This window comes from Eggerthella hominis, assembly GCF_014287365.1.
GTDB classification, from domain to species: domain Bacteria; phylum Actinomycetota; class Coriobacteriia; order Coriobacteriales; family Eggerthellaceae; genus Eggerthella; species Eggerthella guodeyinii.
Window position 1 is genome coordinate 391,340 of the sequence record NZ_JACOOA010000004.1, and the last position, 22,517, is coordinate 413,856.

19 protein-coding genes and 1 tRNA gene are annotated in these 22,517 nt (G+C 65.2%); 13 read left to right on the forward strand and 7 right to left on the reverse strand.

Going from position 1 to position 22,517, the window contains the following annotated elements:
• The first annotated feature begins 113 nt into the window (after positions 1–113).
• From H8S61_RS11070 to H8S61_RS11085, 4 genes are all read left to right on the forward strand, one after another.
• Positions 114–833 (forward strand): DUF4097 family beta strand repeat-containing protein, encoded by a 720-nt coding sequence (locus tag H8S61_RS11070; protein ID WP_186939025.1) that lies wholly within the window; start codon positions 114–116, stop codon positions 831–833.
• A gap of 148 nt (positions 834–981) precedes the next feature.
• Positions 982–1,058, forward strand: a tRNA-Met gene (locus tag H8S61_RS11075).
• Positions 1,059–1,189: 131 nt separating this feature from the next.
• Positions 1,190–1,756, forward strand: coding sequence for a 3'-5' exonuclease (locus H8S61_RS11080; RefSeq protein WP_154332467.1), 567 nt, complete (start codon positions 1,190–1,192; stop codon positions 1,754–1,756).
• Between the two features lie 33 nt (positions 1,757–1,789).
• Positions 1,790–2,053, forward strand: coding sequence for a hypothetical protein (locus H8S61_RS11085; RefSeq protein WP_235904796.1), 264 nt, complete (start codon positions 1,790–1,792; stop codon positions 2,051–2,053).
• 53 nt (positions 2,054–2,106) lie between these two features.
• Here the strand turns inward: H8S61_RS11085 and H8S61_RS11090 are convergent, their stop codons facing one another.
• Positions 2,107–3,159 carry an amidohydrolase family protein gene (locus tag H8S61_RS11090; protein ID WP_186939026.1) on the reverse strand — a complete coding sequence of 351 codons (1,053 nt, stop codon included), beginning with the start codon at positions 3,157–3,159 and terminating at the stop codon, positions 2,107–2,109.
• Between the two features lie 182 nt (positions 3,160–3,341).
• On the opposite strand from H8S61_RS11090, the gene H8S61_RS11095 reads away from it, so the two are divergent.
• Both H8S61_RS11095 and H8S61_RS11100 read left to right on the forward strand, forming a co-directional pair.
• The gene (locus H8S61_RS11095; RefSeq protein ID WP_160940961.1) at positions 3,342–3,950 is read left to right on the forward strand and encodes a TetR/AcrR family transcriptional regulator; all 609 of its coding nucleotides are present in this window, start codon (positions 3,342–3,344) and stop codon (positions 3,948–3,950) included.
• 108 nt (positions 3,951–4,058) lie between these two features.
• Positions 4,059–5,354 (forward strand): MFS transporter, encoded by a 1,296-nt coding sequence (locus tag H8S61_RS11100; protein WP_186939027.1) that lies wholly within the window; start codon positions 4,059–4,061, stop codon positions 5,352–5,354.
• On the opposite strand, the gene H8S61_RS11105 is transcribed toward H8S61_RS11100, so the two are convergent.
• Complete coding sequence (locus H8S61_RS11105) at positions 5,351–6,136, reverse strand: response regulator transcription factor (protein ID WP_160940963.1); 786 nt, start codon at positions 6,134–6,136, stop codon at positions 5,351–5,353. The two genes, H8S61_RS11100 and H8S61_RS11105, sit on opposite strands and share 4 nt — an antisense overlap.
• A 237-nt stretch (positions 6,137–6,373) precedes the next feature.
• On the opposite strand from H8S61_RS11105, the gene H8S61_RS11110 reads away from it, so the two are divergent.
• The 4 genes from H8S61_RS11110 (at position 6,374) to H8S61_RS11125 (ending at position 11,967) form a co-directional block, all read left to right on the forward strand.
• Positions 6,374–7,594 (forward strand): MFS transporter, encoded by a 1,221-nt coding sequence (locus H8S61_RS11110; RefSeq protein WP_186939028.1) that lies wholly within the window; start codon positions 6,374–6,376, stop codon positions 7,592–7,594.
• Positions 7,594–9,207 (forward strand): amidohydrolase, encoded by a 1,614-nt coding sequence (locus tag H8S61_RS11115; RefSeq protein ID WP_186939029.1) that lies wholly within the window; start codon positions 7,594–7,596, stop codon positions 9,205–9,207. Before H8S61_RS11110 ends, H8S61_RS11115 begins: the two co-directional genes overlap by 1 nt.
• Positions 9,208–9,887: 680 nt before the next feature.
• Complete coding sequence (locus H8S61_RS11120) at positions 9,888–10,619, forward strand: Crp/Fnr family transcriptional regulator (protein WP_186939030.1); 732 nt, start codon at positions 9,888–9,890, stop codon at positions 10,617–10,619.
• Between the two features lie 145 nt (positions 10,620–10,764).
• Complete coding sequence (locus H8S61_RS11125; RefSeq protein WP_186939031.1) at positions 10,765–11,967, forward strand: MFS transporter; 1,203 nt, start codon at positions 10,765–10,767, stop codon at positions 11,965–11,967.
• 63 nt (positions 11,968–12,030) lie between these two features.
• Here H8S61_RS11125 and H8S61_RS11130 read toward each other — a convergent pair whose 3' ends face one another.
• The 4 genes from H8S61_RS11130 to H8S61_RS11145 all read right to left on the reverse strand — a co-directional run bounded on the left by H8S61_RS11130 (position 12,031) and on the right by H8S61_RS11145 (position 18,641).
• Positions 12,031–12,603 (reverse strand): 4Fe-4S dicluster domain-containing protein, encoded by a 573-nt coding sequence (locus H8S61_RS11130; protein ID WP_186939032.1) that lies wholly within the window; start codon positions 12,601–12,603, stop codon positions 12,031–12,033.
• A gap of 8 nt (positions 12,604–12,611) precedes the next feature.
• Complete coding sequence (locus H8S61_RS11135; RefSeq protein ID WP_186939033.1) at positions 12,612–15,053, reverse strand: molybdopterin-dependent oxidoreductase; 2,442 nt, start codon at positions 15,051–15,053, stop codon at positions 12,612–12,614.
• A 318-nt stretch (positions 15,054–15,371) separates the two neighbouring features.
• Complete coding sequence (locus tag H8S61_RS11140; RefSeq protein ID WP_186939034.1) at positions 15,372–16,949, reverse strand: flavocytochrome c; 1,578 nt, start codon at positions 16,947–16,949, stop codon at positions 15,372–15,374.
• Positions 16,950–17,141: 192 nt separating this feature from the next.
• Entirely contained in the window at positions 17,142–18,641 is a 1,500-nt protein-coding gene (locus H8S61_RS11145; RefSeq protein ID WP_186939035.1) for a helix-turn-helix transcriptional regulator, read from the reverse strand.
• A gap of 177 nt (positions 18,642–18,818) precedes the next feature.
• On the opposite strand from H8S61_RS11145, the gene H8S61_RS11150 reads away from it, so the two are divergent.
• Complete coding sequence (locus H8S61_RS11150) at positions 18,819–19,367, forward strand: HdeD family acid-resistance protein (RefSeq protein ID WP_186939036.1); 549 nt, start codon at positions 18,819–18,821, stop codon at positions 19,365–19,367.
• A 110-nt stretch (positions 19,368–19,477) separates the two neighbouring features.
• Positions 19,478–20,944, forward strand: a complete 1,467-nt coding sequence (locus tag H8S61_RS11155) for a sodium-dependent transporter (protein ID WP_186939037.1) — start codon at positions 19,478–19,480, stop codon at positions 20,942–20,944.
• Positions 20,945–20,983: 39 nt separating this feature from the next.
• Here the strand turns inward: H8S61_RS11155 and H8S61_RS11160 are convergent, their stop codons facing one another.
• Positions 20,984–21,391: a DUF302 domain-containing protein gene (locus tag H8S61_RS11160; RefSeq protein WP_222617670.1), complete on the reverse strand. Its 408-nt coding sequence runs from the start codon at positions 21,389–21,391 to the stop codon at positions 20,984–20,986.
• A gap of 179 nt (positions 21,392–21,570) precedes the next feature.
• On the opposite strand from H8S61_RS11160, the gene H8S61_RS11165 reads away from it, so the two are divergent.
• A complete protein-coding gene (locus H8S61_RS11165; protein WP_186939039.1) occupies positions 21,571–22,482 on the forward strand; it encodes an acetamidase/formamidase family protein in 912 nt (303 codons plus the stop codon).
• Positions 22,483–22,517: the final 35 nt, after the last annotated feature.

A 22,517-nucleotide genomic window follows, 5' to 3' on the forward strand; every position in this document is an offset into this window, starting at 1 on the left:
CCGCGCGTTTCGCGCGGCCGCAACCTGAAATTGCGGGCGTTGCCTACCAGATGCGCTAGCGCAACCGATCGTCGAGCCTCTATGATGGACGAAACGACAACGGAGGAGTTCTCATGGCAGACGTAAGCGTGGAGGCGGCGGGCATCACGGGTTTGACGATCAGGTGGGCTGCGGGATCGGTTGACGTGGCGGTGATCGACGATGCCGGCGCGCACGCGATCGAGCTGACTGAGACGGCGCCGCGCCCTCTGGGGGAGGCTCAACGGATGCGGTGGCGCGTCGTGGGCTCGACGCTTGAGGTTGAGTTCGGCTCGTGGTTCGAGTGCTTCCTGCTGGGGCGCAAGGATCTCGAAGTGCGCATCCCCCGTGCGTTCGCGAGCGCGTTCGAGCGGGTGAGCGTCGAAGGCTCGTCGGGCTTGTACCAGGTGCGCGACATCGGGTGCGGCACGATGAAGCTCAAGCTGGCCTCGGGAAGGATCGACGTCGATCGGGTTGCCGCTCGCGGGTTGAGCATCGACGTGGCAAGCGGTTACGTGTCCGCGGCGGGTCGCTTCGACGAGAGCGTGCGCGCCCATGTGGCATCGGGGGAGATCCGGGTGCTGTGCGACGGTCCGTGCCCGCAATCGATCGATGCCGATATCGCAAGCGGCAGCGTGCGTCTGGCCATTCCCGCGTCGTCGGGTTTCACGGCCCGCATCACGAAGGCGTCGGGCGCGTTCAAGAGCGGATTCCCGCTCGAGCAGGCCAGCGGCGGCTACCGCCACGGCGACGGCTCCGCCCGCGTGACCGCCCGCATGGCCAGCGGCACCTTCGCCCTGGACAGCGTGGGGTAGGGGGCTGCCCCCCCCCTCCCAAATATGTAGACTATGTGGAGTGAAGAGAAATAGTTTGCGCTTAAAGGGGTGTGAGGGTAGTATTCTTTCTTGCCGCTTTTCCTGTTTGAAGGCACTTCGGGCAGGAGAGGTAGGCGCAACATAACGGTGCGGGGTGGAGCAGTCTGGTAGCTCGCCGGGCTCATAACCCGGAGGTCATAGGTTCAAATCCTGTCCCCGCGACCAGAAACTAACAGGCCGGAAGCATTGCTTCCGGCCTTTTCTTTATGTCGAGATACGCTTGGCATCATCATCAATGACAATAATGATTATATACTACGGTTTGAATCGTTATTTTGCTGCGGAAGGACCGTTGGATGGATGGGTATTTGTTCTTGGACGTTGAATGGGCTGATGCGAGGCGTCATATCTGCTCGATCGCCTATCAGCGGACGAGCTACGACGGCACGCTTCTCGACAGCTGCTATCAGCTGGTGAACCCCCTGTGCGACTTCGATCCCATGACGCAGCGCGTCCATGGGATCACCGAGGAGATGGTGGCGCACGAGCCGACGTTCGACGTCGTGTGGAACGAGGCGCTGGGGTCGTTGGTCGAGTCGCACGTGGTGGTTGCCCACTGCGCCAAGACGGCGGACTGCCCCGCCATCTATCGGAGCTTGGAGTACGTCGAAATCGAGATGCCCGAGCTTCTGTACATCGACACCGGCGAGATGGCCAAGCGCGTGCTGGGCGGCCGGAAGTACGGGCTGTCGACGTGCTGCGACTATTACGGCATCTCGCTCGACAAGCACCACGATGCGCTGTGCGACACCAATGCTTGTCGGGAATTGTTTTGGCGGCTTGCGGAAGAGGTCGAAGTGCCCGCACCGAGGCCGTACGTGTTCGGTGGTGGATCGAAAAGGAGCAGGGCGCGATGGAGATAGGGAGCGGTGATAACCATGCATGAAACGATTGCTATGAGCGAGACGGAGATCCGGGACCTGTTCGGGTTCACGAAGACGAAGCCGATCGTGTTCAAGGAGCGGGGCGACGACGGACAGGCGATTCGGACGCTGCCGGTGACGGACATGCAGCTGATCCAGCTGGATACCGACGGCAAGATGGGGTCGCTCAGCATCACGCTCGAGGATGGCCGTGAACTGCGGATATGCTCGGCGTACCTCAAAGAGATGCAGGCTGCGCGCTTCACCTTCGAGACGAAGCTCGACGACGAGGAGTAGCAAGGCCCGCCGCGCGCAACGGCGCGGCGGGCGAAGACGTATCGCGGGGTGCGCTAGAGATCCAAGCCCAGCAGGTCGATGGCGTTTTGGCGGCCGATCTGCTCGCGGTCGGCGTGGCTGAGCGGCACGTTGTCGAACCAGAGGGCGGCCTCGTCGAGGCTCTCGTACGGGGTGTCCGACGAGAACATCACGTGCGAGGTGTTGCACTCCATAAGCGTGTTGAGGAACGCCTGCGTGTTGAAGTGGCCGCTCGTGGTGACATACACGTTCTGCTCGAAGTACTCGGTCAGAGGCTTCTTGTGCGCGCCGCACGGCTTCTGGTTGTTCAGGCGATGCTGAACGCGCGGCAGGCCGAAGGGCAGGCCTTCGCCGAGGTGGCCGAGGATCAGCTTGGCCTCGGGCAGCTCGTCGAACAGGCCGCTGCACAGCAGGCGCAGCGCATGCAGCGACGTCTCGGCGCCGAATCCCCAGGCGGAGCCCAGCAAGCCCTCGTAACCCTCGTAGCCGCGCTGTTGGTTCGGGGCGGGATCGCGCGGATGCAGGTACAGCGGCACGTTCAGCTCCACGAGCTTCTTCCAGAACGGGAAGTTCTGCTTCTCGTCCAGGTACTCGACGTTGTTCTTGTCGTTCTTCATCGTGTAGCCGTTGACGAGCGCGCCCACGAACCCGAGCTCCTTCACGCAGAACTCCAGCTCCTTGGCCGCGGCCTCGGGGTTTTGCAGCGCCACGGCGGCGAAGGCGTTGAAGCGAGTCGGGTACTTCTGCACGTAGTTCTCGTAGATCCAAATGTTCATCTCATGCGCGCGCTGCACGGCCTCGTCGGTGTCGAGCACCTCCTGGATGCCGGGTTGGGTGAGCGACATGATGAACATCTCCACGCCGTTACGGTCCATCTCCTCGATGCGGATCTCGGGGGAGTGCAGGCGAGCCTTCACGGCCTCGAAGTAGTCCTCCTTGTTGCGGGCCGTCTCGTTCGCCGGGTCGCCCGTGGCGTCCCAGGTGGGGGACTCGTAATGCTCCTCGAGCGCGATTTTCCCGTGCGCGACTTCCTGTCCGTAGGGCGCGACGTAGTCCTTGACGAACTCGGTGCGAAACTCGTGTGCCATCGTTCTCGTGCCTCCTTGTGGTTTGGTGTGATCGGTTCGACGAGCTCGATTCTAGCGAGCGGGATTCCGGCTGGGTATCTGCAAAATTGGACGTAATGTAGGAATTCGGACACTTGTAGTAAAATTGTGCGAGAACGGAAGCACGGAGAGAGCGAGATGCGCACCGCCCTGAAAGGAGTCCCATGGATCGCACGAACGACATGCGGAAGACGCGGAGCCGGCAGTACCTGGTGGACGCGCTTCTGGAGCTGATGCAGGAGAAGGACTTCGAGAGCATCTCGGTCAACGAGATCGTGAAGAAGGCGCGCGTGTCCCGCAGCACGTTCTACTTCCAGTTCGAGGACAAGTACTTCTTCGTCAACCGGATTATCGACGACGTGCTGGCCGACCTGCGTCGCGAGGCGAGCCCCTCGCGGAAGGCGGAGCACGGGCTCGAGCGCGAAAGCCACGACTACTACAAGCGGCATTTCGAGTACATCTACGACCACGCGCAGTTCTTCGTGACGATGCTCGGCCCGCACGGCGCGCCCCTGTTCAACAAGAAGTTCGAGGAGAGCGCGCACCGCACGTACCGCGAGATATTCAGCACGTTCGAGGGTGGCGGCTTGGGCGAATCGCTGGACTACTTCATCCAGTACATCATCTCGGCCCACATCGGCATCACCATCAAGTGGATCAACGGCGGGCTGCGCGAATCGCCCGCATATATGTCGGAGCTGCTGACGAGGCTGACGTTTCGCGGCTTGCTGCACGGTCTGGAGATGGACCAGCAAGTGACGTTGCCGCAGTAGGCGTCTACGCGCATTACCCTAAGAAGATACGCGGTTTGCGTACTGGCGCACGGCGTCGGAAGTTGGGATGATGCTGCCATCAGGGGAGGCGACGCGAGGGGGTGCCGAGTGGGCGATCGTGCTGGCGACCATGCCGATCGCGACAGCGACCGACGCTTGTCGCCGTACCGGTGGGTGATCCTGCTCGTTTCCTGCGCGCTCATCTTCATGACGAACTACCTGCAATTCCAGGTGTCGTCGCTTGCCCCGTTGATCGTGCCGCGCTTCGGGCTGGACTCGGTGCAGCTGTCCAGCCTGCTGCTGGCCCCGCTGCTGTCGGGCGTGTTCCTCAGCATTCCCGGCGGCGTGCTGTGCGACCGGTTCGGCCCGCGGGTGGTGGTGGCCGTGGCCACGGCGGTGTCGGTGGCGGCCGGCTTCGCCCGGGTGGGCGCGGGCGATTACCCGACGCTGTTCTGCGCGATGTTCCTGTTAGGGTGCTGCCCCGCGGTGCTGCAGGCCTCGCTCATCAAGCTGTTCTGCATCTGGTTCAGACGCTCGAGCAACATGGCCATGGGCATCTACTTCGCCAGCGCCTCGGTGGGCATCGCGTGCGCGCAGGCCACGTCGAACCTCTTCGCCGACATGGCCGTCGCGTTCCTCGTGCCCTCGGCCCTGTTCCTGGCGTGCGCGGCGGCGTGGGCGCTGTTTGCGCGCGACGTGCCGAAGGGGGAGGAGCCGCCGGAGGGCGAACCGGTCGCGCGCTACCTGAAAACGGCTGCCGCCAGCAAGAACGTGTGGCTCGTCGCGCTTGCCGTGGGCCTGGGCATGGCGACGTCCACCGCGTACGTGGGCCTGTTCCCGCAGGCGTTGTTCGAGGTGCACGGGCTCGATCCGGAGTCGGCGGGGGCGACCGCGGCCATTCTGTCGCTGGGGTCGATCGCGGGTTCCATGCTGGGCCCGCTCGTCTGCCAGCGCCTGGGAAGCGTGAAGGGCGCGCTCGCGGTCATCGTGGTGCTGGGCGGCATCGCGAAGCTGCTGAGCTGGACGCTGTTCGGTACGGTGGGCATCGCGGCGATGCTGCTGGTGAACGGCGCGTTGGGCTCTGCCGCGGGGCCGGTGCTCGAAGCGCTCCCCGGGGCGTTTCCCGAGATCGGGCACAAGTACGCCGGCTCGGCCGGCGGGGTGGTGGGAAGCGTGAGCCTCGCCATCAGCTACGGGCTGCCGTTGGCCGTGTCGGGTATCGCGGGCGCCGACTACTCGCTCAACCTCATCCTGGAATCGTTGTGCTTCGCGCTGGCCGTCGTGCCCATCGTGCTGCTGTCGAAGGTGCGTGAAGCGCCCGCCGTCGCGCCGGTCGGCGCCCCGGCCCTGCCGGTTACGGACGCCGCCCCCGACCCTGCGTCGGACCCTGCGCCCCTGCCCTAGCCGGCGCGCATGTGCTTGCGCGCGAACACCGCCAGCTCCAGGCGGCTTTTCGCGCCGGCCTTCTTGTACAGGTTCTCCAGATGCTTGCGCGTGGTGGCGGGGCTGATGCACAGCTCCTCGCTGATCTCGCCGTTGCTCATGCCCTTCAGCAGGCACGACAGCACTTCGCCCTCGCGTGCGGTGATGTTGTGGTCCTGCAAGAACTTCTCGAAATCCTTCTGGCTGCCGTCTTGCAGACGGTGCTGCGACAGGCGCTCGGTGATGTGCGGCTCCAGCACTTCGAGGATGAACACCTCTTTGTCGCTGAAGTCGTTGAGCTTGCGGTTGAGGTTGAGCGACCCCAACGGCCCCTTGGGGCAGGCGAACGTGCAGGTGAGCACGTTGCGGCCGCCGAGAAAATCGGAGTAGTAGGACGACGACCGCTTCTCCTCCTTCGAGACGAAATCGCTCTCGCGGATGACGCGCGATTCGTCGGTGGGAAACAGCTCGCGAATCTTGTCGCCTTCCCAGGCGGTTTCGAGGTACTCGTCCAAGCGTCCCTCCTCGCAGTCGATGCCGATGGGCGACGCGAAGAAGTTCGGCGTGGTGGACACCTTCGACAGGTCGGTGAGGAAGAACGCCGCCGACTCGTAGGGGATGAGGATGCGCAGCTGCTCGAGGATCGTACGTCGGAACGCGTAGTCTTCGTTGAGACGGTTCGCCAAGCCGATGATCTTGATAAGGTGCAGCCATTCTCCATCGGTGAGCAAGTTGATGGGCTGCGGCCCCTGTTCGTCTGGCATTGCGCCTCCCCGGCAACGATAATGCGGACCCTGCGGTTCGTCCGATACGGCCTAGTATAGCGCAGCATCGGGCACGCAAAAAGCCGACGGCGCTCGCGGGCGCGGCGGTCGGTCTACCGCTTTGCGCGTAGAAAGATACGAAGTTCGGTCGATGGTGGCCGCCGGAGCCAGTCCCTATACTTCCAGGTGATGCCGGCGTATCAACCATTTCATTCGTATCGACAAAGGAGGGGAATCATGGAATCGCGTACGTTGTCCTCGTATCGTTGGGTGGTGCTGCTCGTCTCGTGCCTCATCATCTTCATCGCGGACTACATCCAGTTCCAGCTTTCCGCATTGGCCACCGAAATCATGCCCGCCCTGGGCATCGACGTGGCCCAGTTCTCTGCTCTGCTGCTCGCTCCGCTGCTGGCGGGCGTGTTCGTGTCCATCCCCGGCGGCTCGCTGGCCGACAAGTTCGGCGCGAAGATCGTCGTGGGCGTGGCGACCGCCATCTCGGTCGTGCTGGCGTTCGGCCGCCTGGTCGCAGGCGATTTCACCGTCATGCTGATCATGATGTTGGGCACGGGCATTGCGCCCTCCGTGCTGCAGGCGGCAACCATCAAGCTGTTCGGCGCGTGGTTCGAGGACAAGATGGATTTCGCCATGGGCATCTACTTCGCGGCCGCGTGCTGCGGCATCGCGGCCGGCCTGGCGACGTCTGCCTTCTTCCCGAGCGTGCAGGACGCCTACCTCTGGTCGTCCATCGCCTTCGCCGTCATCCTCGTGCTGTGGTTCGTGCTGGCGAAGAACCAGCCGAAGGGCGCCGAGGTTCCGCCGTCCGAGCCGGTCATGCAGTACTTCGGCGTGGCCATCAAGAACAAGTTCGTGTGGCTCATCGCCATCGCCACGGGCTTGGGCATGGCCACCGCCACGAACTACTCCGGCATCCTGCCGCAGGCCATGGTGGAGATGCGCGGTGTGGACATCATGGCCGCCAACAACATGGCCGCGTTCCTCACCATCGTGTCCATCTTCGGCTCCATCATCGGCCCGGTGCTGTGCCAGCGCTCCGGCAAGCCGCGCCTCGTGCTCGTCGTCATCTGCATCCTCGGCGGCGTGGTGATGATCGCCAACTGGTACTCGCCGATGGGCATCATCCTGTGGATGCTCCTGTGCTTCAACGGCATCTTCTCCGCCGCGTCGGGTCCCATCCTGCAAGCGCTGCCGTTCCAGCTGCCCGAGATCGGCTTGAAGTACGCGGCCTCCGCCGGCGGCGTCATCGGTTCGGTCAGCCTGATCATCTCCTACGTGCTGCCCATCGGCATCGGCCTGATCGCCGGCACCGACTACACGCTGAACTTCATCCTGGAGGGCATCTTCTTCGCCATCGCGTTCATCCCGGTGCTCATGCTCCCGCGCTCGCTCGATAGGAAGAGGTCTGCCGCGCCCGAGGAGCTGGAAGGGAGCGAAGCGTAATGGTTGCCGATCGCATTCTGCTGTCCGAGGCGGTGTTCACGGGCAACACCCTGGAACCCCTCGCGGGCGGCGTGGCCATCGCGGGCGACCGCGTGCTGGCCGCGGGGCCGAAGGACGAGGTCATGGCGCTTGCCGGCCCCGACACCGAGGTGACGGACTACGGCGACCAGCTGATCGCCCCCGGTTTCAACGACTCGCACGTGCACTTCGCGTCGGCCGCGGCCTACGACGACCCCGACTTCTGCGTGAACCTCATGGGCTGCACGAGCGAGCAGGAGTGCGCCGAACGCGTGCGCGCTTTCTGCGAGGCGCATCCCGACAACGAGTGGGTGTACGGCCTGGGCTGGGACACGGCCATCTGGGACGACCATGCGGCTCCCACGCGCGACTCGCTCGATTGCTTCGCGCCCGACCAGCCTATTTGCCTGAGCAGCTTCGATCACCATACGGTGTGGGTGAACGGCGCGGCGCTGGCGAAGGCGGGCATCACGGCTGAAACGCCGCAGCCCGAGGGCGGCGAGATCGTGCACGACGAAAGCGGCCGCCCCGTGGGGCTGCTGCTGGGTCAACCGGCTTCCACGATGGTGTCCGACCTGGCGTTGCAGGTGAAGGGGCTCAAGGGTTCCATCCTGCGCCTGCTGGACGTGTTCCGCGAGCTGGGCATCACGGCGGTGGGCGACATGTTCCCGCGCGACCTGTCCAACGACGACATCTACGACACGTACCGCGAGATCGAGCAGGACGGCGACCTCACCTGCCGCATCACGTTCTTCCCGTCGCTGCTGGAGATCCCCGAGGCGCTGGACCTGCGCGCCCAGCTGCGCGGCACCCACCTGCGCGTGGGCGGCGTGAAGCAGGTGCTCGACGGCGTGATCGAGGCGCATACCGCGTTCATGCTGGAGCCGTACGAGGGCACCGACCAGCGCGGCGAGACGAACCTGCCGCCCGACGAGTTCAAGCGCCTCGTGCGTGCGGCCGATGCCGCAGGGCTGCCTGTGCGCGTCCACTGCATCGGCGACGCGTCGGCACGGTTGGCGCTCGACGCGCACGAGGAGGCCCAGGCCGCGAACGGCCGCAAGGAGCTGCACCACTGCCTCGAGCATATCGAGACGATCGCGGATGAGGACATCGAGCGCATGGCGACCCTCGGCATTGGTGCCAGCGTGCAGCCGCTCCATGCCACGTTCGGTTCGTCCACCGGGTTCTACGACGTGTGCATCGGCGCCGATCGCGCGTCGCGCTGCTGGCGTTTCCGCACGGTGCGCGACGCGGGCGTGCCCCTGGGGCTGTCCACCGACTTCCCGGCGGCGCCCATGGTGCTGCCGCTGCAGGTGCTGTACGCGGCCGTGGCTCGCTGCATGCCCAACGGCCAGCCTGCCGAGGGCTTCCATCGCGAGTACGCGCTCGCCCTGGGCGAGGCGCTCCAGTGCATGACGCAGGGCTCGGCCTGGGTCGAGAGCTTCGACCACGAGCTGGGCACGCTCGAGCCCGGCAAGCTGGCCGACCTCGTGGTCATCGACCGCAACCTCTTCGCCGTGAACGACCTCCACGAAATCGCCGAAGCGTCGGTGGTGACCACCATCGTCGGCGGCAAGACGGTGTTCGTGCGGTAAGGAGGTAGGGAAGAACTCGGCTGGAATTGCGTCGCGTCTTCTGAAATGAAAGCAGGTCGGAAGCTTCTAAGCCTTCGACCTGCTTCTGTTTGCGGGGATGTGAAGGCGGTGCCGGGCAAGGCCTGTGGGCCTCTTCGGGATGCACTTCTGGCCTGGCCCCGTTGTGCGCGCAGCGGTCGGAAGCGCCTTGGCACGGCGATTCGCTATCTGGTGCACAAAAACCCGCGATGTGCGAAACCTCCGCGCCTCTCAGGGGCCGCAAAGCGGACGGATCGTTGGAGATACAACCTCGCGATATGTCGGATCATACCTGCGACCTGGGGATTTCCTCGAGACAGGTCGGGGCGAGGCGGCGTAGTGCCGTCGACGGTTTCGCACGTCGAGGATTTTTGTGCAAAAAACGCCAATCCCGTGCGCAAACCTTCGCCATCCGGTGGTAGATGCATCGGGGTAGGCGTGCTGAGACCGTGCATTGAGGTGTCTTGGAAGCGGGCTTTCTGCGAATGCGTGTCGACGATCTGGCGCGGAGCGAGAGCGGACGCTGTGCTATGCTTGGGGGCATGCAGCATGGCTTCGGCGTTTCGACATGGCCGAAGCCACGATACCGGGGGAGCGGTGCTGCTCAGGCGTTTGACGGGTGGGGGAGATCATGAAGCACATGCAATTGCAGGGGCATCGCTATGTTTTGGCCTGACAAGGGCGACATCGCGTCGGAGATTCCGACGAAGGACGAGCTGATCGGCATGTTGCAGGAGGCGGGCGTCGATTACCGCGTGCGCCGCGTGCCGAAGGGCGTCCTGTTCGGGTGGGGCGAAGAGCCTCACAAGAGCGCCCATTTCGTGGTGGAGGGCATGGTCGAGATATACAAGCTCGAGCGTGACGGGCGAAAGAAGACGCTCTACTTCTGCAAGAAGGGGGACTTCTTCGGCTTTCAAATCCTGGGCGATAGCTGCGTGCCCATCGCCACGGCCAGCGCGTGCGCCGACAGCGAGCTCATCGCCATCCCGAAGGAGTCGTTCTTCAAAGCCTTGCACACGTGTCCCGACTTCGCCGACATGGTGGTGAAGTACCTGTACAACCTCATTTCGGTGCTGACGAACGAGTCGGTCCAATCGGCGTTCTATGCAACCGCCCAACGGGTGCCCATGCTGCTGCTCAGCCTGGGGCGCGACGAGCAGGGCTCGCACGACGCCGCCGCGGACGCCGATGAGGACGACGGCACGCCGGCGCCGATCATCGTGAAGTACAACAACAGTGATCTGGCGAACATCCTCGGCATCAGCAGGAATTCCGTCACGTCGTCGATCTCTCGCCTTCAAGAGCAGGGCATCGTGGCGAAGCGGCGGAACAGCATCGAGATCCTCGACATGGATCGCCTGGAGAAGGTCACGCTGCTCGAATCGAGCGAATAGCGGCGCCCGCGCGCTTGTGCACAATATTGGTCAGACCCGCCGAAGCCCGACGGATATACTCTGGACAAGGGCGTAGGGGGTGGGGGATATGACGAATGCGGAGCAGCCGAACGCGGGAGCGCGCGGGCCTGTCCGAAGGGGAATCGTGCCGCTTGTCGGGCTGTCGCTGGCGGGCTTCTTCATGTACGGGTGCAACAACATCCTCATGACGCTGCTGCCGGCGTACGCGCTGGGCATGGGCGCGACGATGGTGGAAGCAGGCTTGCAGGGGACGGTGTTCCTCCTGGTGGCCGTAGTCATGCGGTTCTATTTCGGCCCGCTGGCCGACCGGCGCGGCACCCGTTTCGTCATGGTCGTCGGCGCGGCCTCGTTCGTCGTGTCCAGCGTGCTGCTGGTTTTCTGCGCGACGTTCTGGCAGCTGCTGCTCATCCGCTGCATTCAGGCCGTGGGCCTCTCGGCGTTCTGGCCGTGCGCGGTCGCGGCCGTGGCCTCCATCGCGCCTGCGGGCAAAGGCGGCCTGTTCATCGGCTCCTACCGGTTCGCCACGGCGGCGTCGCTCCTGTTCGGCCCGCTTGTCGCGCTGATGCTGGTGAACGATCGCGGGTACGCCGCCTGCTTCATGGTGCTGGCGGGCTTCGCTGCGGCGGCGTTCGTCCTGTCGTTTTGCTTCGCGCCTGCGGGTGACAGCACGGGTGGAAGCGCGGGCGGCGACGCGGACGGGCGCTCCGCGCGCGCCGCGCGCGAGGAGCGGCGTCTGGGGACGGCGAAAACGCTGCGCATGGCGTTTTCCTCGGGCCAGCGAAGCCTCGTGGTGCTGCTGGGCGTGACGGCGGTCGTCGCGCTCGGGTACGGCCTGTCGATGAACTTCGTCGTGACGTTCGTCGAGGGCGCCGACATTCCCATCAACGCAGGGCTGTTCTTCTCCTGCTTCAGCCTTGGCGGCCTCATCGCCAACCCCCTTGCCGGATGGGTTGCTGACAAGTGCGATCAGCGCGTGCTGCTGGCGACGACGCTCGGTTGCATGGGGGTGGGCATCGGCCTGATCGCGTTCGCGCAGGCGATGCCGCCCGTGCTGCTGGCTGCGGGCCTCGCGGCGGGCATGGGATCGTCGGGGTCGACGATCGTCGTGCTGTCCACGATATCCGCGCGCGTGGACGAGCGGTTCCGGGCGTCGGCGCTCGCCGTGCAGCAGAACGTCGTCGATCTGGGCATCGCCTGCGCCTCGACGCTGTTCGGATGGCTGTTCGCCGTGGCCGCGGCCCCCGAGCTCGTCTTCGCCGGACAGGCCGTCTTCGCGATCGCAAGCGCGCTCGTGCTGCTGGCCGCCAAGAACGCGGCCCGTTTCTAGCGTCAACGCGGGAAGCCCGCCGAGGCGGGCTTCCGGGGAGGGAGCGCAGGTGAAGGGCGCGCGTCAGAGCACGTAGTACACCGAGGGGCCGGTTTCGAATTCCTCGTGGAAGGGGACGGCCTGCTTCTCGGCGAGGTACTTCGCCACGTCGTTGTTCGGGTCGTTGAGGTCGCCGAAGATGCGCGCTTTGCCCGGGCACGACAGCACGCACCAGGGCTGCTCGCCCACGGCCGTGCGCTCGTAGCACAGATTGCACTTCGACGCCTTCTTGGCCGCCTCGTCGATCTGGGGAATCTCGTAGGGGCAGGCGAGGGCGCACGTGCCGCATCCGATGCACGCTTCCTCGTCGATGACCACGGCGCCGTCCTCCTCACGCTTCTGAATGGCGCCCGCCGGGCACTTGGCGAAGCACGCGGGCGAGGCGCAATGGTTGCACAGCTCGGGCCTGAACGCCAGCTTCGCGTCGGGGAAGGTGCCCGTGGCCTGGTAGGGGATCTCGCCGTCGCGGCTGCGAACGCGGCCCCAGTACAGCCCCTCGGGGGTCTGGTTCGAAATCTTGCAGCTTACCACGCATGTCTGGCAGCCCATGCAACGGGTCGTGTCGATCACCATGCCGTATTGAACCTTGTCAGCCATGGTTGCACCTACGCTTTCTCTACTTCGACCAACACGTCATAGAAAGCGGTACTGGTCTGGCCTATGAACTCTTCGGTCGGGTTAATCGTGAAATGGGTGAGCATCTGGTAGTTGCCCTCGATGAACTGCTCGGGCGTCCATCCGCTTGCCGTGGCGACGGCGCCGGGGCGGATGCCCTCGGTCAGGAACGCCTTCATCTTGCAGGAGCCGCGGTCGTTCTTGATCGAGACGACGTCGCCGTGCTTGACTCCGCGCGCTTCGGCGTCGATGGGGTTCATCTCGAGCAGCGGCTCGCTTTGCACGACGCTGAGCTCGGGGATGAGAATGTGCTGCGAGTGCACGTTCAGGCGATCATGGAATTGCAGGTACACGAGCGGGTACTTCTGGCCCAGGTCGCCCGACGGATCCTCGAGCATCGGCTCGTACGTGGGAACCTCCTGGCCGAACGCGACGAGCTCCTCGTTGTACAGCTGGAAGCGCTTCGACGGCGTGGGGAACGTGTTGTCGGGTCGGAAGATCAGCGGCTCGAAGATGCCGTCCGCGCGGGCGAAGATGCCCTCCTCGGCAACCTTGTCGAAATCGAAGCCTTCCCAGGCGGGATGGTCGTAGTTGATGAACCCGCGCACCCATTCCTCGTCGGACTTGTTCCAAAGCTCCTCAAGCCCCACCTTCTTCGCGAGCAACGACATGATTTCGGCGTCGGACTTGCTCTCGCCCATCGGCGTGATGACGGGCTTGCTGATGATGACCCAGGGGGTGCGGTCCTCGATGTCCCACTTCTCCCAGTAGTTGCAGGCGGGCAGCACGTAGTCGGACTGCTTGGCCGTCCACGTCCAGTACGGGTCCACCGTCACGATGGTCGAGACGTTGGGCAGCACCTCGTTGATGATCTTGTTGGCGTCGGGGCTCATGTTGACGAAGTTCGAGTTCGCGAACCACAGGAAGTCGAGCGGGTACGGATCCTTCGTCATGATCTGGTCGTACATGGTGGACGTGCGCACCATGGCGGCCTTCTTGTCGCCGGTGTTCGACCAGTCGGGGTTGCCCAGCGCAGGCTTCTCGATCTCGGGATGCGGCTGCGCTGCCGTGATGCCGCCCATGTGCGACGCGCCGCCGCCTTCGACGCCCACGTATCCGGTCACGGCTGCGAGCACCGCCACCGTGCGGAACGGCGCGAACGAGTTCCAGACGCGCTGCATGCCCTGGCCCATGCGGATGCCGGCCGGCTTCGCGTTGGCGTACTCTAGCGCGAACGTCTCGATGACGTCTTCGGACAGGCCGGTGATCTCGGCCGTCACGGGGAGCGTGTACGCGGACACCTCGTCGACCAGGTGATCGAACGCCGTGCGCACCGCCTCGCCGTTCACGTCGAAGGTGCCCGAGAGGGCGGGCGCGACGCCCTCCTCGTTGTATTTCTTGGCGCTGTTCGACGCGGTGTCCCACACCAGCCAGTCTTCGCCGTCCATGGCGTACGAGCCGTCGGACTCCTTGACGAGGAAGGGGGCCACGCTGTACGAGGCGAGCCATTCCTTGTCGTGCAGGTCGTTGCCGATGATGACGTTCATCATGCCGAGGGCCAGCGCAGGGTCGGTTTGGGGCTTGAGCGGAATCCACTGGTCGGCGATGGTCGCCGACGAGCACAGGCGCGGGTCGACCACGACGATCTTCGCGCCCTTCTCGTGCGCTTCCACGAGGTAGCGGAACTCGGATGTGTGCGTGTCGGCCACGTTGCGGCCCCACAGCACGATCATGTTCGAGTTGAGGTAGTCGCGCGTGTCGTGCGAGCCGCGCTTCACGCCGTACGCGAGGATCATGCCCATGCTGGCGCCCTGGTCGCCCATGATGCCCTCGATGTCGAAGACGGTTCCGCCGAAGGTTCCCGCGAACCGCGTGGGCGCGCTCATCGAGAGGTTGCCCGAGTTGCCGGTGAACGAGTAGAAGCCGGCGGCTTGCTCGCCGTGCTTCTCCTTCGTCTCGTTCAGCTTCTGCGCGATCTCGTCCATCGCCTGATCCCACGAGATGCGCTCGAACTCGCCCGACCCGCGCTCGCCCGTGCGCTTCATCGGGTACATCACGCGCGCGTTCTCGTCCTGGGTTTTCTGGCTGAGCGCCATGCCACGCAGACAGGCGTTGGCGTAGTCCTCGCGCCCGGGCGTGTCGCCCGGCGTGACGGTGACGATAGTGTCGTCCTTGATGTGGGCTTTAAGATGGCAGTGCGACGTGCAGTTGAGATTGCAGCAGGCGTGCGCGTAGGTGACGCCCTCGTTCGGGTCGGCGGAAGCGGCCGCCCCTTTGTCCGCCTGCGGCTTGCTGGCGGGCGCGCAACCGGCGATGCCGAGCCCCAACGCCGAGGTGACGGTGATCCAGCCGGCCCCCTTCACGAATGTTCGGCGGGTGAGCCTGCCGTCCTTCACGTACTCGATCGGTGAAAAATCCTGCTTCTTTTCCATGCTCCTCCTATCGTCCTGATGCCGCATAGTGCATTCCCCCAATGCGGGCGACATCAGTATAGGGAGGGCGGTCGGGCCCGTTCTGCCCAGAATTGGTCACATGAAACGCTCCATTTGGACGACCGAGGCTCCGACCGCCGATGCGGCCGGAGCCTCGGTCGTCGCCCCGCCGGGGAGGGAGGGTGCGGCGGGGCGACGCGTGTTGGTTGGGAAGGGGATTGTCGCCCGAAACGGTCGGTTTTGCGCGCAAAACCGACCGTTTCGGGCGACAACGACGCGTCGCGCGCGCGACCCTGCGCACGCCGCGTCGCGCGCACGCTAGGCGGTTTGCTCCTTGGCGGCGTTTTGGCCGGCGATGCGGCCGTTCACCAGGCAGTCGGCCGTGGCGCAGGAACCCAGACGGCATGCGCCGTGGATGCCGCCCACCGCTTCGCCGGCCGCGTACAGGCCGGGGATGACCTGCAGGTCCATGTCGACGACGCGGCACTCGAGATCGGTTTTCACGCCGCCCATGCAGTGGTGCACCTTCGGCCACAGACGCACGCCGTAGAACGGGGCCTCGTCGATGGGCTGCGCGTCGTCGGGGATGGGCTTCTTGAAGTCCTCGTCAACCTTGTTCGCCACGAACGTGTTGTAGCGGGCGATCTCTTCCTTCACCGCATCGACGGGCATGCCGTAGTGCTCGGCCGCCTCCTCGATGGACGCGAACTCGGTGGTGATGCCGGCCTTGATGGCGCCCTCGAGGCCGGTGCCGCCGTCGTACAGCGCCTTCTTGCACGTGATCTGCACGCACGGCTGGCCGGTTTCCAGGATGGCGTCGGCATAGCGCTTGCGGTCGGTCAGCTCGTTGACGATGCGCTTGCCGGTGGCTACTTCCAGCGTGGGGGCGTAGCTGGCCTGGCCGTCGGTGTAGAACGCGGCCACGCCGTAACCCTGCTCGTCCGGGCTCATGAAGGGCAACAGCTGAATCCAGTCGGTGTGTACCGCCATCGCGCCGGCGGCCACCGAGGCGCGCAGGCTCTCGGCCGTGGCGCCTTCCTGGTTCGTGCAGTCCACGGAGTCGTCGAGGCGCGGGTCCTGCGCCTGGCGGAACGCCAGGTCGCGACCGAACCCGCCGGTGGTCAGCACCACGGCCTTCTTTGCCTTGATGGCGACGGGCGTGCCGCTTTCCACGTCGTTGCCGCTGGGCTTGTCGTGCACGATGGCGCCGATCACGCGGCCGTTCTCGTCCTTCACCAGCTCCGTGAGCATGCGCTTCGTCTCAACTTCGACGCCCAGCTCTTTGAGCTTCTCGGCGAAGGGGCCCGTGACGTTCGCGCCGCCGCCATCGCCCTGCGCGATGGAGCGCATGACGGTGTGGCCGCCGTACGGGTAGAGGAAGTACTCGTCGTTGTCGTTCTTCGCCCAGGTGGCGCCCATCTCGATGGTCCACTCCCACGTCTCGTTGGACTTCTCGGCGATCACCCGGCACTTTTCCTTGTCGTTGAGGTACAGGCCCGCCACCATCATGTCGTCCACGTACTGCTCGACGGAGTCCTGCACGCCCTCGCGCTCCTGCACGCTGGAGTTGCACACGGCGAAGTCGCCGGCTGCAAGCGCCGAGTTGCCGCCCACGCGCGCCGTCTTCTCGATGACCTTGACGTCCGCGCCGGCGTTCTTCGCCTCAAGCGCCGCAGCCAGGCCCGTGTACCCGCTGCCCACGACCAGGACGTCGCACTCCTCGTCCCACTTCGTGTCGGCGCCGTTCGTGGCGGCCGATGCGGTCTGCTTGTCCTGCGGCGCGCAACCTGCCAAGCCCAGCGTTGCCAGCATGCCGGCCGCCGCCGCTCCCGTGATGAACGAGCGGCGCGACACTCCCGTTGCGTGCGACGGTGCGTTCGATGCGATGTTCCCCATAAAAAGCCTCCTCCATGGTACGTTCTTCTGCGATCTTGGCTTCGACGCGCCGAAGCGCATCTGCTGGGACCCAGCGTACGGGCGCAATGGGGCGCGCGCACCCCACCTGAGGCGGGAAACCGCGAAACCCCCCTTGAGGTGGGGTGCGTGACCTGGGGATTATGGTGGTGCTTCGCTGCCGCGTTGTGCGGGCTAGCGTCGCGCTGCGTCGGCTTCGCCGTGCACGAGGTCGATGATCTCCTGCTTGCTGTGCACGTCGAGCTTCGCGTAGATGGTCTTCTGGTAGCTCTTCACCGTGTTCTTCGACAGGAACAGCGTCTCGCAGATGAAGGCGAGATCGCGTCCCTGGGCCAGCAGGTACAGGATGTCCTTCTCGCGGTTCGTCAGCCCGTGGTCGTCGGCCAGCGCGTCGCAGCGCAGCTTGCGCACGCTCTCCTGCTCCTGCGCGAAACGGCCGAGCAGCTCGTCGGCGGCGCGCGCCTGCGTTTCGGCGCGCTTGCGCTCGTGCGAGTTCACCATCCAGATGACCATGAGGATGAGGTACAGCAAGAAGAAGGCCACGGCCGTGGTGCGCACGAAGTCGGCCGTGCTGCCCACGCCCAGCAGTTGCGCCACGTTCTGCCCCACGAACAGGCCGAACCGCGGCAGCGCGTACGCCAGCGAGATGCCCACGAGCAGCTTCGCGCGGCTGTGCGCGTACGTGGTGACCACGAGGTAGAACAGCGCCAGCATGACGAGCTTCCATCCGGCGGCGGCCAGGATGTTCAGCGACACCGCGTAGTCGTTCGACAGGAACGGCAGGAACAGGATGCCGGTGGCCAGGATGCCGAACACCACGTTGAACAGCAGCGACGGCGCGGGTTTCGCGCGCGTCCCGAAGTAGGCGAGGAATACGACGGCCGCGGCGATGCCACCGAACTGCGAGATGAGGATCGACGTGGCGGGCGAGGCGCTGCCGCCCGTGGCCGCGGTGTCGAGGATGCCGTACACGATGGACAGCGCGAACGTGCACACGCCCGATACGAGGAACACGTCGAGGAAGTCGTGCTTCGACAACGCGTCGCGCGCATGCGGCGCTGCGCTGCGGCGTTCTCTTTCGGCTGCTCCGCCCTCGCTCTCGGCGGGCTCCGTGCGGTGCGCGTTGCCCAGGCACAGCGCCGAAGCGCCGAGCAGCACCGCGTACGCCGCCAGCGAAACGACGTCGGGCGCGAATTCCAACAGCATGTTCGCCGCCATGCCGCCCAACGACATGATGCCGAACGCGATGGCGACGCGGCGCGACGGGTAATGCGCGAACGTTTCGAAGTAGAAGGGCATGACCAGCCCCATGCCGATGCCGGCCGCCAGCGCCGACGCGGCGACGACGGCGGGGCCGATGCTCGTCGTCGCGGCGAGGAGCGCGCCGCCCAGCCCCAGCGCGAACCCCCCGTAGCCCGCCGCAAGGAGCGGCGTGCGGGCGACGGGCAGTTTCGAGCGTACGAGCAGCGAGAACAGCAGCGACATCGCGAAGATCGAAGGGTTCAGCACGTTGTCGAAGAGCGCGACCGACACGTCCGAGCCGTCGACGGTCCAGCTGGAATAGAAGAACGAAACGCACACGGCGTACAGGCACGTGAAGCCGACGACGGCAACGGAGTAGCGTCGGCTCGCGCCAAACTGCTTCGCGTCGTTCTGCTGGTTCGTGTTCCCCATATCCCCTCCGTCGTGACCCCCGAGGCTGCGTCGCATCATTATAATGCGCCCGCGACGGGTTTCGCGCGGCATCGCGGCGTTGCGGCATCGCACCCGTTACGCATCGGATACCGCATACGCGCCCGGAACGCATTATGATAGAGGACATCACCTTCAACCGCACGAAACGGAGGCATCATGAAATCGTTTCTCGACGCATTGCGTTCCAACATGCTGGCGCAGGCCATCACGTCCATCGCGCTCGGCATCCTTCTGGCATTCTGGCCGGGTATCACGGTGATCACCGTCGTGTACCTGCTGGCGCTGTACCTGGCGGTGTCGGGCATCGCGTCGCTCGTGGCGTACTTCCGCTCCTCGGGCGCGCGCTACCGTTCGGGCGGCGTGCTGGTCAACGCCATTTTCCTGCTGGTGCTGGCGCTGCTCGTGTTCCTGTTCCCCGAGGCGGTGGGCGGCTTCTTCTCGCTCATCCTGGGCATCCTGCTGACCATCGGCGGCATCGTGAACGCCGTGCGCTCGGTCGAGCTGCGCGCGTACCAGGGCAGCATGTGGGTCGTCACGCTGATCCTCAGCGCGATCATCGCCATCGGCGGCCTCGTCATCATCGTGAACCCGTTCGCCACGACGGCGATGTTCGTGCTGGTGCTGGGCGTCCTGCTCATCGTGAAGGGCGTGGCCGACCTCGTCATCGAGCGCCGTCTCGCCCGCATGATGAAAGAAGCGCGGTAAGGAAACTCAAGAAATAGCGGTCAAAGTCTCAACCGTACGATTCTTACGCTACAATCGTAACGCTTTTCTTACGAGCAATTTGGTACAAGAATCAGCGGGAGAGGTATGGTATGAGCAACGGCAAGGGGAGCGGCGCGGCCGAGGCTGCGGGCGCGCAGGCGGATGGCGGCATCGCCAAGCGCGAGCGGTTCGGCTCGCGTTTGGGCTTCATCTTGATATCCGCGGGATGCGCCATCGGCTTGGGCAACGTGTGGCGCTTCCCCTACATCACGGGCGAGTACGGCGGTGCGGCGTTCGTGCTCATGTACCTCGTGTTCCTCGTCATCCTGGGCCTCCCCGTCATGGTGATGGAGTTCGCCGTGGGCCGTGCCAGCCAGAAGAGCTCGGCGGTGGCGTTCGACACGCTGCAGCCGTCGCGGAAGTGGCACTGGTTCTCGTGGTGGGGCTACATCGGGTGCATGGTGCTCATGATGTTCTACACCACGGTGGGCGGCTGGATGCTGTCGTTCGTGGTGAAGATGGGCACGGGCGCGTTCAACGGCCTGGACAGCGCGGGCGTCGGCGCCGTGTTCAACGACATGCTGGCGAACCCCACCGAGCTGGTCGGCTGGATGCTCGTGGTCATCGTGCTGGGCTTCCTCGTGTGCAGCCTGGGGTTGCAGAAGGGCGTCGAGCGTATCACGAAGGTGATGATGATCTGCCTGTTGGGCATCATGGCGGTGCTCGTGGTGCGCGCGGTCACGCTGCCGGGCGGCCTCGAAGGCCTCAAGTTCTACCTCATCCCCGACTTCGGCAAGCTGTTCGCGGGCGCCACCTCGGCCGAGCAGTGGGCCACGTTCGGCGACGCGGTGTACGCGGCCATGGGCCAGGCGTTCTTCACGCTGTCACTGGGCATCTCGGCCATGGAGATCTTTGGCAGCTACATCGGCAAGGAGCGCTCGCTCACCGGCGAGGCGCTGCGCATCTGCGGCCTCGACACCGCGGTGGCGCTCGTGGCGGGCCTCATCATCTTCCCCGCCTGCTTCGCGTTCTCGGTGCAGCCCGACAGCGGTCCGGGCCTCGTGTTCGTCACGCTGCCCAGCGTGTTCAACCAGATGCCGCTCGGGCAGCTGTGGGGCGCGCTGTTCTTCGTGTTCATGAGCTTCGCCGCGCTGTCCACCATCATCGCGGTGTTCGAGAACCTCATCAGCTGGTCGATGGACAAGTGGGGCTGGACGCGCAAGAAGGCCGTCGCGCGCACGGCCGTCATCGTGACGGTGCTCAGCCTGCCGTGCGCCCTCGGGTTCAACGTGCTGGCGGGCGTGCAGATTCCGGCCATCGGCGACATCCAGTCCATCGAGGACTTTATCGTGTCGAACAACCTGCTGCCCATCGGTAGCCTGCTGTACGTGCTGTTCTGCGTGACGAAGGGCGGCTGGGGCTGGGACAACTTCCTGGCCGAAGCCGACACCGGCAAAGGCGTGAAGTTCCCGGCCTGGTCGCGCTTGTGGCTGAAGTTCGGCATCCCGGCGCTCATCGTCGTGATCTTCGTGATGGGCTACGTGCCGAAGTTCGCCACCTGGCTGGGGCTGTCGTAGCGACGGACGGCGGCTTTCGCGCGCCCGGCGCGGGGCCGCTTACCGGTTGTCGGCGGCCTGGTTCGCCAAGCTTTCCAGGAGCTCCTGCATCTTCGCGATGACGGGCATCTCGCCGAGGCCGTAGCGTTCTGCAAGTTCCTTCATCGTGGGGAATGCCAGCCAAGTGCGGCCCGCTTCGTCCTCCCAAACGGCGATGCGCAGGGGAAGCTCAAGCGATATGCGCTGGTCGGCCTGCATGAGGGCGGTGCCAACCCGGGGCGAGCCGAACACCACGACCGTGGTGGGGCGCAGGTCGAGCCCCACGTCTTCGGCGTTCCGAGCGTGGTCGAACGTGGCGAACACGGGAATGGAGCGCGCCGCCAGCTCGTCCTTGAGGCGTCGAACCGTCTCGTCTGCGGGCAAGCGCCCTTCGACCAGGCAGAGGTTGCGCGCTTCCGATTCGCTCATAGCAGGCTCCTTCGACGTGTGCGGCTGCTGTCGTGTTCCACGATAGCGCGTTCTGGTCCGAAGGGCGCGTTTTGTTGGGCATCGGTTGCGCGAGAGAACCCGAAGGAAAGCGGAGGCGCAGCGGTATACTGGTTCCACCACACGTTGGCGAGAGCGCGCCATCAACCAAAGGAGGTACCATGCAGGTCATTGAGGATCAGGTCATCAAGTTTTCCAAGGACAATGCGCCGTGCGCGACCGCGCAGCCGGGCGAGGTGCTGCTGTTCAAGACGCAGGACTGCTTCGCCGGGCGCATCCCCAGCGAAGACGTCACGATGAAGGACCTCAACTTCTCGTACGGGTTCACGAACCCGGCCGCCGGTCCCGTGTATGTGGAGGGCGCCGAGCCGGGCGACGTGCTGGTGGTGGACATCTACGACGTGCAGGTGGCCGACCACGGCGTCATCGCCACCGACGACCACTGCGGTCCGCTGTTCGAGACGACGGACTACCGCAGCAAGATCATCCCCATCGAGGGCGGCATGGCCGACTTCAACGGCGTGAAGTTCCCCATCAATCCGATGATCGGCGTCATCGGCACCGCGCCCGACGGCGAGGACGTCATCGACGGCTTCGTGGGCGCGCACGGCGGCAACCTGGACAACAAGCTGGTCACGAAGGGGACGCGTCTGTACTTCCCCGTGCGCGTTCCGGGCGCGCTGCTGCAGATGGGCGACGTGCACGCCACGATGGGCGACGCCGAGCTGTGCGGCACGGGCATCGAGATCGCGGCCGACATCACGGTGAAGGTGTCGCTCGTGAAGGGCTTCGAGCTGAACTGGCCCGTGCTGGAGACGTTCGGCGCGCACGGCAAGTGGTACGTGAACGCGAGCGCGCAGGAGTTCGACGAGGCGCTGATGAACGGCTGCAAGGAGATGCAGCGCCTGCTCATGCGCATCACGGGTTGGGACGCCATCGACACCTACATGTACATGTCGGTGCAGAGCGACGTGGAGCTGAGCCAGGCGTGCAAGCCCTGCGAGGTACAGCTGAGCCTGCGCGTGGGCACGCCGAAGCTGGTGGATTTCCCGCCGCTGGTGCCGCAGCCGTAGCGCCAACTGCGTCGAGAGCGCAACGAAGCCCCGAG